Consider the following 11,934-nt stretch of genomic DNA (forward strand, 5'->3'; position numbering starts at 1 on the left):
GGCGGCATAGGGGGCGTTCGCAATTCTTTCTTCGGCAATGCGCCTGGCGGGAATTGAGGCGGAGTCAGCCAGGGCCCGGGCTCGGATACGGGCGGGAATCGGAGGGCGGAAGGCGGTGTTCGGGGGGAAGTCCGAGCGGGCTCGCATTCGGTGGTGAATAGCGGCGGGTCACCGTCGGGTGACTCACCGAAAAGACCAGTGCGACCGCGAGGAGTAACAGCGAGGCGGCAGCGGACGAGCCGAGAAGAAGGGCTCTGATCGGGTGCGACGGCATGGCGGCATCTCCGGGCGTGGAACGGTGGGGGGTCTCCAGGAGCCGGATATCGCGGGGCGGTGCGATATTTCTTCGCGTCCTCGCGATGAGATGTTCGATCCTCTCATGCGCATGATCGAGGAAATAGTCCGTCAGCTTACTTGAAATGTAAAGCTTCAATCTCGATTGTGAATCGATGGTGAAAAGTGAGCGCCGGTCGGATACTGACCGGTCGCTTTTACGGACGGCCCGGAACCGCCCGTTCACACCCCGCTGTCAGACCCGGGCGGTACCTTCGGATCATGTCCAGTCAGGCGGGGAACCCCTCGGGCGAACGGCGGTCGACGACCCTCGAAGGCGTGCTGGAGCGCATCACGTACGCGAACGAGGAGAACGGCTACACGATCGCCCGCGTAGACACCGGCAGAGGCGCCGGTGATCTTCTCACGGTCGTCGGCGCGCTCCTCGGCGCGCAGGTCGGGGAGTCGCTGCGGATGGAGGGCCGCTGGGGCTCGCACCCGCAGTACGGCAAGCAGTTCACCGTGGAGAACTACACGACCGTCCTGCCCGCGACGGTCCAGGGCATCCGGCGCTACCTGGGCTCTGGCCTGGTCAAGGGCATCGGCCCGGTCTTCGCCGACCGCATCACCCAGCACTTCGGCATCGACACCCTGCGGATCATCGAGGAGGAGCCGAAGCGCCTGATCGAGGTCCCCGGCCTCGGCCCCAAGCGCACGCGCAAGATCGCCGACGCCTGGGAGGAGCAGAAGGCGATCAAGGAGGTCATGCTCTTCCTCCAGACCGTCGAGGTGTCGACGTCCATCGCGGTGCGCATCTACAAGAAGTACGGCGACGCCTCGATCTCCGTCGTCAAGAACCAGCCCTACCGCCTCGCGGCCGACGTGTGGGGCATCGGCTTCCTCACCGCCGACAAGATCGCCCAGTCCGTGGGCATCCCCCACGACAGCCCCGAGCGCGTGAAGGCGGGCCTCCAGTACGCGCTGTCGCAATCCGCCGACCAGGGCAACTGCTACCTCCCCGAGGAGCGCCTCATCGCGGACGCGGTGAAGCTCCTCCAGGTCGACACCGGCCTGGTCATCGAGTGCCTGGGGGAACTCGCCGGGCCGCCGGCCGAGGAGGACGGCGAGCCCGGTGTCGTACGGGAGAAGGTCCCCGGTCCGGACGGGGAGCCGGTGACGGCCGTGTACCTGGTGCCGTTCCACCGCGCGGAGCTGTCCCTCGCCGGACAGGTGCTGCGGCTGCTGCGCACCGGCGAGGACCGGATGCCCGCGTTCAGGGACGTCGTCTGGGACAAGGCGCTGGAGTGGCTGAAGCGGCGTACGGGCGCGGAGCTGGCGCCCGAGCAGGAGGCGGCCGTCCGGCTCGCGCTGAGCGAGAAGGTCGCGGTGCTGACGGGCGGGCCGGGGTGCGGGAAGTCGTTCACCGTGCGGTCGATCGTGGAGCTGGCGCGCGCGAAGCGGGCCAAGGTGCTGCTGGCCGCGCCGACCGGGCGCGCGGCGAAGCGGCTCGCGGAGCTGACCGGCGCGGAGGCGTCGACCGTGCACCGGCTGCTGGAGCTGAAGCCGGGCGGGGACGCGGCGTACGACCGGGACCGGCCGCTGGACGCGGACCTGGTCGTCGTCGACGAGGCGTCGATGCTGGACCTGCTGCTCGCCAACAAGCTCGTCAAGGCCGTGCCTCCGGGCGCGCACCTGCTGTTCGTGGGGGACGTCGACCAGCTGCCGAGCGTCGGCGCGGGCGAGGTGCTGCGGGATCTGCTCGCCGAGGGCGGGCCGGTGCCGGCGGTGCGGCTGACGCGCGTGTTCCGGCAGGCCCAGCAGTCGGGGGTGGTGACCAACGCGCACCGGATCAACGCCGGGCAGCATCCGGTGACCGACGGGATGAAGGACTTCTTCCTGTTCGTCGAGGACGACACGGAGGAGGCGGGGAAGCTCGCGGTGGACGTGGCCGCGCGGCGCGTCCCGGCGAAGTTCGGGCTCGATCCGCGGCGCGACGTCCAGGTCCTCGCGCCGATGCACCGGGGGCCAGCGGGCGCCGGGAACCTCAACGGGCTGCTCCAGCAGGTCATCACGCCCGGCCGGCCCGACGTACCCGAACGGCGGTTCGGGGGGCGGGTGTTCCGGGTCGGGGACAAGGTCACGCAGGTGCGCAACAACTACGACAAGGGGGCCAACGGGGTCTTCAACGGGACCGTCGGCGTCATCACCTCACTCGACCCGGTGGAACAGAGCCTCACCGTGCTGACGGACGAGGACGAGGAGGTGCCGTACGACTTCGACGAGCTGGACGAACTGGCGCACGCGTACGCCGTCACCATCCACCGGTCGCAGGGCAGCGAGTATCCCGCCGTTGTGATTCCCGTCACGACGGGGGCATGGATGATGCTCCAGCGGAACCTGCTCTACACGGCCGTCACGCGCGCGAAGCGGCTGGTCGTGCTCGTGGGCTCGCGCAAGGCGATCGGGCAGGCCGTCCGGACGGTCTCCGCCGGGAGGCGGTGCACGGCGCTGGACTTCAGGCTGGCGAACGGGTGAGCGGGTGCACCGGAGGCATGACCCCTCGCGCGCCTACCCTGTGAAGTCGTGGGAAAAAATGATCGATCAAATGAGTCACGAAGGTCACAGAGCACTTCCGGAAGCGGAACAAAGGCGGCAGGATGAACAAGTTGGCGGCACTGAGTGCCGCCGACACGCCCGATGGCCGACCCCGAGTGCACTCTCCTGCGCCAAATGGGGGATGGTAGAGACAGTCAGGGCAACCTCGAAGATGAGGCACAACGTCGGTGAGGGAAGACGTGAGCGACAACTCTGTAGTACTGCGGTACGGCGACGGCGAGTACACCTACCCGGTGATCGACAGCACCGTCGGTGACAAGGGCTTCGACATCGGGAAGCTCCGCGCCCAGACCGGTCTCGTGACACTCGACAGCGGCTACGGCAACACCGCCGCGTACAAATCCGCGGTCACCTACCTCGACGGTGAGGCGGGCATCCTGCGCTATCGGGGTTACCCGATCGAGCAGCTGGCCGAGCGCTCCACGTTCCTGGAGGTGGCCTACCTGCTGATCAACGGTGAGCTGCCGACCGTCGACGAGCTCGCCGTGTTCAAGAGCGACATCACGCAGCACACGCTGCTGCACGAGGACGTCAAGAACTTCTACAAGGGGTTCCCGCGCGACGCGCACCCGATGGCGATGCTGTCGTCCGTCGTCTCCGCGCTGTCGACGTTCTACCAGGACAGCCACAATCCGTTCGACGAGAAGCAGCGCAATCTCTCGACGATCCGGTTGCTCGCGAAGCTTCCGACCATCGCGGCGTACGCGTACAAGAAGTCCGTCGGGCATCCGTTCGTCTACCCGCGCAACGACCTCGGGTACGTCGAGAACTTCCTGCGGATGACGTTCTCCGTGCCGGCCCAGGACTACGACCTCGACCCGGTCGTCGTCGCCGCGCTCGACAAGCTGCTCATCCTGCACGCCGACCACGAGCAGAACTGTTCGACCTCGACGGTCCGGCTCGTCGGGTCGTCGCAGGCGAACATGTTCGCGTCCATCTCCGCGGGCATCAACGCGCTGTGGGGGCCCCTCCACGGTGGCGCCAACCAGTCCGTCCTGGAGATGCTCGAAGGCATCCAGGCGAGCGGTGGCGACGTCGACTCCTTCATCCGCAAGGTGAAGAACAAGGAGGACGGCGTCCGGCTCATGGGCTTCGGGCACCGGGTCTACAAGAACTTCGACCCCCGCGCGAAGATCATCAAGGCCGCGGCCCACGATGTCCTCTCCGCGCTCGGCAAGTCCGACGAGCTGCTCGACATCGCGCTCAAGCTTGAGGAGCACGCGCTCTCCGACGACTACTTCGTGTCGCGGAGCCTGTACCCCAACGTCGACTTCTACACCGGGCTCATCTACCGGGCCATGGGCTTCCCGACGGAGATGTTCACGGTGCTGTTCGCGCTGGGGCGTCTGCCGGGGTGGATCGCCCAGTGGCACGAGATGATCAAGGAGCCGGGTTCGCGGATCGGGCGTCCTCGGCAGATCTACACGGGCGTGGTGGAGCGGGACTTCGTCCCGGTCGAGGAGCGTTAGCCTTCGGCGAATACGCCGGGTGGTGTGAGTGTGGGTGAGGGTCCTTCCGTCTGGTGATGGGAGGGCCCTTTGCCACGGTTGGCTGCCGCGCGGGCCGGAGGCGTTGGGAGGCGGAAAAATCTTCAGGGAGGCGTACAACCCTTTCCCGTCCAGGGCGGTCGTACTGTGCGTCGGAACCTTGGAGGGGGATCTGGGGGGATCGCGAGGGTTCCGGCATGGAGGGGGAAACGCCGAGGGGCCCGGTCGACGGACGGGGCCCCTCGAAGCATTTCCACCGAGAAGCGGACCTAGAAGAACACCCCGCACCGCAGCAGCACGTTCGCGTACGGCCGTGCCTCCCCGGTGCGCACCACCAGCCGCGCCCCGGCGCTGAGTTCCTTCAGCTTCTCGTGCGAGACGTAGGACAGCTCCGCGAAGGAACCGGCCAGCAACCCGTCCGCACCGGGGTTCGCTTCCCGGACCTCCTCCGCCGCGACCGCCCCCTCGACGACCAACTCGTCGAGCAGCCCGGCGAGTACGTCCTCGAACGACGGCACCCCCGCCCGGAACGCGAGGTCGACCACTCGGGGCCCGTCCGGAATCGGCATCCCCGCGTCGCACACGAGCACCCCGTCCCCGTGCCCCAACTCGGCGATGGCCCCGGCGAGATGGCGATTCAGAATCCCACCCTTCTTCACAGAGCGTCGACCTCCTCCGCCGTCGGGAACGACTCCTGCGCGCCCCTCCGCGTCACCGCGACCGCGCCGACGCGGGCCGCGTAGGCGGCGGCGTCCGCGAGGGACTCACCCGCACCCAACTTCCAGGCCAGCGCGGCCGTGAAGGAGTCCCCGGCGCCTGTCGTGTCGACGGCATCGACCTTGACGGAAGCGACGCGCGTGACGCCCTCCTCGGCGGAAGCCACCAACGCCCCCTCCGAACCCAGCGTCACCACAACCGACTTGGGCCCGCTCGCGAGCAACTCCCGTGCCCACTCGGTGGGATCGTCGCCGATCGAGCCGCCGCCGAGGATCACCCGGGCCTCGTGCTCGTTGACGATGAGTGGATCGCACGCGGCCAACACCTCGGCGGGCAGCGCCTGCGCGGGCGAGGGGTTCAGCACGAACCGCGTACCGGAGGGCAGTTGGCGCACGACCTCGATGACGGACTCCAGCGGGATCTCCAGCTGCGCGGAGACGACCCGTGAGGCGTGGAGCAGGGACCCGGCGGAGCGGATGTCCTGAGGTGTCAGCCGGCCGTTGGCGCCGGGTGACACGACGATGCTGTTGTCCCCGGACGGGTCGACGGTGATCAGCGCGACGCCGGTCGGCGCCCCGCCCACCAGCACGCCCACCGTGTCGACCCCGGCGCCCTGCTGCGACTCCAGCAGCAGCCGCCCGTTCGCGTCGTCCCCGACCCGCGCGAGCAGCGCCGTACGCGCGCCGAGCCGTGCGGCGGCGACCGCCTGGTTGGCCCCCTTGCCGCCGGGGTGGACGGCGAGGTCCGAGCCGAGCACCGTCTCCCCGGCGCCGGGCCTGCGCTCGACGCCGATCACGAGATCGGCGTTGGCCGACCCGACGACCAGCAGGTCGTAGTCGTACATGAAACTCCCCAATCAGAACGGATCGCACAACCGGCCGAACCACCGAAGCGGCCGGGGCACGCACCCGCGCCCCGGCCACTCCGCTCACCTCAGCCGCTGAACCCGGCCACGTTCTCCTTCGTGACCACCTTCACCGGCACCTTGATCGTCTCCTCGACCTTCTCGCCCTTGATCGCCTTGAGCGCGTTGTCGACGGCGATCCTCCCGAGCTGCGACGGCTGCTGGGCGACGGACGCGTACAGCGTCCCCTGCTCAACCGCCTTGAGCCCGTCGGGAGTTCCGTCGAACCCGACGACCTGGACGGACTTCCCGGCCTTGGACCCGAGCGCCTTGACCGCGCCGAGCGCCATCTCGTCGTTCGCGGCGATGACGCCCTGCACGTCCGGGTGCGCCTGGAGCAGGTTCGACATCACGTCGAGCCCCTTGGTGCGGTCGAAGTCGGCCGGCTGCTGCGCGACGACCTGGATACCGGGGTACGCCCTGAGCCCCTTGGCGAAGCCCTCGGCGCGCTCGCGCGCGGCGGACGTACCCGCCTGCCCCTGGAGGATGACGATCTTCCCGCTGCCGCCGAGCTTCTCGGCGATGGTCTTCGCGGCCTGCTCGCCGCCGGCGACGTTGTCGGAGGCGACGAGCGCGTTCACGTCGGCCTTGTTGACACCGCGGTCGACGGCGATGACGGGGATCTTCGCCTTGTCCGCGGCCTTCACGGAGTTGCCGGCCGCGTCCGAGTCCACCGGGTTGACGATGATCGCGCCGAGGTTCGAACTGGTGAAGTTCTGGAGCTGGTTGGCCTGCTGGGAGGCGTCGTTCTGCGCGTCGGTGACGGTGAGGTCGACGCCCAGCTTCTTCGCCTCGGCCTGCGCACCGGACCGGATCTGCACGAAGAACGGGTTGTTGAGCGTGGAGAGCGAGAGCCCGATCTTCTGGTTGTCGGACGTCGAGTCGTTGTGCAGGAACGACGTGGCCCCCACGACCGCGACGGTCACGACCGCCGCGACCCCGTACGTGGCGGCCTGCTTCCCCTTGCCCCCGCCGGGCGCCCCGATCGCCGTCGGCGCCGCCCCGGCCTTGCGCCGGACCGTGTCCAGCAGCACCGCCAGCGCGATGACGACACCGATGACGACCTGCTGCCAGAACGCGGAGACGTTCAGCAGGTTCAGCCCGTTGCGCAGCACCGCGAGGATCAGCGCGCCGATCAGCGTGCCCGAGGCCTTACCCGTACCCCCGGCGAGGGACGCGCCGCCGATGACGACGGCGGCGATGGCGTCCAGTTCGTACCCGCTGGCGGCCTGCGGCTGCGCGGAGGAGAGCCGGGAGGCGAGGACGACACCGGCGATGGCGGCGAAGACGCCGGACAGGGCGTAGATCGCGAGCTTCTGCCGGTTCACCCGCAGGCCCGACAGGCGTGCCGCTTCTTCGTTACCACCGATGGCGTACATCGAACGGCCGATGTACGTACGCCCCAGGACGAACGCGGCGATGAGACCCATGGCCACCATCACGAGCACCGGCACCGGCAGCCACCCGCCGAGCGTGTCGCCCAGGTGGGAGATCGAGTCGGGGAACGCGATCGGCGACCCGTCCGAGATGACCAGCGCGAGCCCGCGCGCCACCGACAGCATGGCGAGCGTCGCGATGAACGGCGGCAGTTTGCCGTACGAGATCAGGAAGCCGTTTATCAGACCGGCGGCGATACCCGTCGCGAGTGCCAGCAGTACCGCGATGGCCACCGGTACCCCGTGCGAGGTGGCGGTCCACGCCAGCACGGTCGCCGACAGGGCGGCCACCGAACCCACCGACAGGTCGATGCCCGCCGAGACGATCACGAAGGTGACGCCGAAGGCGAGGATGGCGGTCACGGCCGCCTGGACACCGACGTTGAGCAGGTTGTCGGTGGTCAGGAAGTCGCCCGACAGCGCCGACATGGCGACGACGAGGACGATCAGCGCGGTCAGCGCGCCGTTGTCGAGCAGCAGGCGGCGCACCGCCGCGGCGCCACCGGCGCCCGTACCGCTCTTGAGCGTTTCAGCGGCCACGGGGGGCCTCCAGTTCGGTAGTGGGGTTGCTCACGGCCAGCGACATGACCGCGTCCTGCGTGGCCTGGTCGGCGGACAGCTCGCCCGCGATGCGGCCCTGTGCCATCACCAGCACCCGGTCGCTCATACCGAGCACCTCGGGCAGATCGCTGGAGATCATGAGGACGGCCGCCCCGGCGGCCGTCAGCTGGTTGATCAGCTGGTAGATCTCGACCTTGGCGCCGACGTCGATCCCGCGCGTCGGCTCGTCGAGGATCAGCACCTTCGTGTCGGCCAGGAGCCACTTGCCGATGACGACCTTCTGCTGGTTGCCGCCGGACAGCGTGCGCACCTGCTGGCCGAGCCCCGCCATCCGCACGCCGAGCTGCCCGGCGATCCGGGCGGCGTCGTCGTGCTGGCTCTTGAGGTCGACGATCCCCCCTTTGGTGGCAGACCTGAGAGTGACGAGTCCGAGGTTTTCCTCGACCGACTGGTCGAGCACGAGGCCCTGGCCCTTGCGGTCCTCAGGTACTAGACCGATGCCCGCGGCCATGGCGGCGACGACGTCGTGACGCTTGAGGGAGGACCCGGAGACCCGGACCGTACCGTGGTCGTACGGGTCCGCCCCGAATACGGCGCGTACCACCTCGGTACGACCCGCGCCGACGAGACCGGCGATACCGACGACCTCACCCGCGCGCACCTCGAAGGTGACGTCGTGGAAGACGCCGTCCCGCGTCAGCCCCTCCACGGACAGCAGCGCGGCGCCCGTGTCGGCCCGCTCGCGCGGGTACTGCTGCTCGATGGACCGGCCCACCATCAGCCGTACGAGTTCCTCCTCCGGCGTGGAGGCGGGCACCTGGCCGACCGACTTGCCGTCCCGGATGACCGTCACCCGGTCCCCGAGCGCGGCGATCTCCTCCAGGTGGTGCGTGATGAAGACGATCCCGACGCCGTCCTCGCGCAGCTTGCGCACGATGACGAACAGCTTCTCGACCTCCTCGGAGGTCAGCACGGCCGTCGGCTCGTCCATGATCAGTACGCGCGCGTCGAGGCTCAGCGCCTTGGCGATCTCGACCATCTGGAGCCGGGCGATGCCGAGTTCACGCACCCGCGCGCGGGGCGAGACGTTGACGCCGACGCGTGCGAGCAGCACCTCGGCGTCCGCCTCCATCTTCTTGCGGTCGATCATCCCGTACTTGCGCGGCTGGCGGCCCAGGAAGATGTTCTCGGCGACCGTCAGGTCGGGGACGAGGTTGAACTCCTGGTAGATCGTGGCGATCCCGAGCCGCTCGGAGTCCTGCGCACCATGGATGCGCACCTCCTCGCCGCCCGCCAGAATGCGGCCCTCGTCCGGTGTGTACGCGCCGGAGAGCATCTTGATCAGCGTGCTCTTTCCCGCGCCGTTCTCACCGAGCAGCACATGGACCTCGCCCCGCCTCAGGTCGAAGTCGACGCGGTCCAGCGCGACCACCCCGGGGAAGGTCTTCCTGATGCCCTCGATGCGCAGCAACTCGTCCGCGTTGCTCACGACTGGCTCCTGTTCGTTACGGGGTTCTCGCCGCACGAGCGGCGAACGACGAGACGGGCGGGGAGCGTCACCGACTGCGGCGCCCGCCCCTCGATGCGGTCCACGAGCGCGCGGACGGCGGCCCGCCCCAGCTCGTCCGTGGGCTGCGAGATCGCGGTGATCGGCGGGTCCGTGTGCACGAACCAGCGGATGTCGTCGAACGCGGCGAGCGCGATGTCGTCCGGCACGCGCAGCCCGCGCGCGCGTACGGCGTCCAGGGCGCCCAGCGCCATCAGGTTGTCCGCCGCGAACACGACCTGCGGGGGTTCGGCGAGGTCGAGGAAGCCCTCGGTGACCCGGCGTCCGCTCTCGGCCTGGAAGTCGCCCTGGCCGATGTACCGGTCCGGCAGATCGAGCCCGCACTGTGCGAGCGCCTCCCGGAACGCCTCGACGCGCTCCTGGCCGGTCGTGGTGGCCGCCGGCCCGGCGATGATCGCGAGCCTGCGGTGGCCCAGCCGGTGCAGGTGCGCGACGAGATCCCGGACGGCCGCGCGCCCGTCCGACCGCACGACGGGTACGTCCACGCCGGGGATCCAGCGGTCCACGAACACCATCGGCGTCCCGCCCCGGGCGGCGTCCAGCATCAGCGGCGATCCGCCGTCGGTGGGCGAGACCAGCAGGCCGTCGATACGGCGGTCCAGCAGCGTCCGTACGTGGTGGTCCTGGAGGTCCGGTCGCTCGTCCGCGTTCCCGATGATCACGCTGTAGCCGAGCGCCCGCGCCTCTTCCTCCACGGACCTTGCCAGCTCCGTGAAGTACGGGTTCAGCACGTCGCTGATCACGAGGCCCAAGGTGCGGGTCTGATCGGTACGCAGGGAGCGCGCGACGGCGTTCGGCCGGTATCCCAGCGCCTCGACGGCCGCCAGCACCTTCGTCCGCGCGTCCGCGCTCACCGAGGGGTGCTCGTTCAGGACACGCGACACCGTGGCGACCGACACTCCCGCTTCGGCCGCAACATCCTTGATGCTCGCCATAGCCGCCCCACCTCCTCGTGGAATCGATTACATCGACGTGTCAACACGATTGGAATCGATTACATGCCCGGCGGGCAAGTCTTCAGCCAGTGGCTGAAACCTGATCGTGATGAACCCCGCTCAGATGAGCGCGAGCTCGTAGTGGAGTCCGCCGTGCTCGGTGGCGCCGGTGGTCACGAATCCGTTTCGCTCCAGGACGGTCCGTGAGGCTCGGTTCTCTACGGCCGTCCCTGCGAAGAGGCCTCGGAGCTCGTACGTTTCTCGCGCCAGCCGGCATACCTCGCCGACGGCCCTCGTCGCGACTCCTTGCCCGGTCCAGCGCTGTCCCACTCGGTAGCCCAGTTCGGCTAGGCCGTCCTCTACGTCCACGAGGTTGACCCTCCCTGCCACTTCCTCGCCGCTCAGCAGTACGTGGAAGTGGCATACGCCCTCTTCCTGCTCGGCGAGCAGGCCGGTGAGTCGGTCGTCGAACTCCCGGAAGTAGTCGTCGCCCCGGTCGGGGATGGTTCGGGCGAAGTAGGCGCGGTTCTCCAGCTCGAAGGTGAGCAGGGCGGGGGCGTGGTCGGCTCGGAGGCGCTCCAGGGACAGCATGAGGGGAGCCTAGACAGAACTCGGGGGGATCATCTGGGCGTTGGTCTACTGCTGCCAGCCGTGCTCCGCGAGGGGGCTGCGGCCGTCGAGGTAGCCGCGCAGGCCCGCCTCGGGGTACTCGATGATGTCGTCGGGCAGGTCGTGGATGGTGAACCATTCGAGTGCGAGGCACTTCTCCGGTTCCTTGTTGACGGGCTGCCCTTCCCATTCGGTGGCCTCGAAGAAGAAGCCGATGCGCTCCGTCCGAGCGTCCTGCCGATGGTGGACGGTATGGACCAGGCGCAAGTGAGCCGGGTCCACGCTGACGCCGGTCTCCTCGTACAGCTCGCGGGCGGCACCATCGGTCAGGGATTCGCCCTGGTCGAGCTTGCCGGACGGCATGTGCCATCGGCCGCGACCGTAGGGGCCGCCGCGCTGCGAGAAGAGGATCTTGGCGCCATCGCGGAGGATGACGTGCGTGTCGATGACGGGCTGTGCCGGTTGTCCGCTCATGTTTCCTGGGGGGTTGGGCGGGTGGTCGAGGCGATCGACGCTATCGGCAGAGCCGGGATGGCGTCGGCGATTCGGTGTGCAACGTCCGATGGGGTGACGTGGCTGGTGTCGAGAGGGAGCACCTGAACCCCTCTGCTCATCAGGTGGGCGGCTGCTTCGGCGTAGAGCTCGGCTTCGCGCGCGGGAGCGGTGGGGGTTGGCAGTCCCGTCCGTCCGCTGCGGGGTCGGCGAACGGGCGGGACGTTCAGGGGTGTTGGGGGTGGATCAGGTGTCGAGGAGCCTCGTCAGGGTCGCTGCGGACATCGCGAAGAGGCTGGCGAGGGTCAGGGCTGTGACTGTCCTCTTATACACATCT

The 11,934-nt window shown here is 68.9% G+C and carries 9 protein-coding genes; 2 read left to right on the top strand and 7 right to left on the bottom strand.

The genetic code is table 11. The features are described 5' to 3' along the window. Positions 1 to 555 precede the first annotated feature (555 nt). Together recD2 and AOK24_RS29155 are read left to right on the top strand one after the other, a co-directional pair. Positions 556 to 2,808, top strand: coding sequence for an SF1B family DNA helicase RecD2 (gene recD2 / locus AOK24_RS29150; protein ID WP_055723032.1), 2,253 nt, complete (start codon positions 556 to 558; stop codon positions 2,806 to 2,808). Between the two features lie 260 nt (positions 2,809 to 3,068). Next, a complete protein-coding gene (locus tag AOK24_RS29155; protein WP_055723033.1) occupies positions 3,069 to 4,358 on the top strand; it encodes a citrate synthase in 1,290 nt (429 codons plus the stop codon). A gap of 287 nt (positions 4,359 to 4,645) precedes the next feature. On the opposite strand, the gene rbsD is transcribed toward AOK24_RS29155, so the two are convergent. From rbsD to AOK24_RS29190, 7 genes are all read right to left on the bottom strand, one after another. After that, positions 4,646 to 5,035, bottom strand: coding sequence for a D-ribose pyranase (gene rbsD / locus AOK24_RS29160; RefSeq protein WP_055723034.1), 390 nt, complete (start codon positions 5,033 to 5,035; stop codon positions 4,646 to 4,648). Continuing rightward, positions 5,032 to 5,937 carry a ribokinase gene (locus tag AOK24_RS29165; protein WP_055723035.1) on the bottom strand — a complete coding sequence of 302 codons (906 nt, stop codon included), beginning with the start codon at positions 5,935 to 5,937 and terminating at the stop codon, positions 5,032 to 5,034. Before AOK24_RS29165 ends, rbsD begins: the two co-directional genes overlap by 4 nt. An 89-nt stretch (positions 5,938 to 6,026) precedes the next feature. Then, positions 6,027 to 7,973, bottom strand: a complete 1,947-nt coding sequence (locus AOK24_RS29170) for an ABC transporter permease/substrate-binding protein (protein ID WP_055723036.1) — start codon at positions 7,971 to 7,973, stop codon at positions 6,027 to 6,029. Further along, positions 7,963 to 9,483, bottom strand: coding sequence for a sugar ABC transporter ATP-binding protein (locus AOK24_RS29175; protein WP_055723037.1), 1,521 nt, complete (start codon positions 9,481 to 9,483; stop codon positions 7,963 to 7,965). Before AOK24_RS29175 ends, AOK24_RS29170 begins: the two co-directional genes overlap by 11 nt. After that, positions 9,480 to 10,496: a LacI family DNA-binding transcriptional regulator gene (locus tag AOK24_RS29180; RefSeq protein ID WP_055723038.1), complete on the bottom strand. Its 1,017-nt coding sequence runs from the start codon at positions 10,494 to 10,496 to the stop codon at positions 9,480 to 9,482. The genes AOK24_RS29175 and AOK24_RS29180 overlap by 4 nt, the downstream gene beginning before the upstream one ends. Before the next feature lie 120 nt (positions 10,497 to 10,616). Continuing rightward, entirely contained in the window at positions 10,617 to 11,087 is a 471-nt protein-coding gene (locus AOK24_RS29185; protein ID WP_055723039.1) for a GNAT family N-acetyltransferase, read from the bottom strand. Between the two features lie 45 nt (positions 11,088 to 11,132). After that, complete coding sequence (locus tag AOK24_RS29190) at positions 11,133 to 11,579, bottom strand: NUDIX hydrolase (RefSeq protein WP_055723040.1); 447 nt, start codon at positions 11,577 to 11,579, stop codon at positions 11,133 to 11,135. Positions 11,580 to 11,934 lie beyond the last annotated feature (355 nt).

The sequence above is a fragment of the Streptomyces niveiscabiei genome (assembly GCF_001419795.1).
GTDB classification, from domain to species: domain Bacteria; phylum Actinomycetota; class Actinomycetes; order Streptomycetales; family Streptomycetaceae; genus Streptomyces; species Streptomyces niveiscabiei.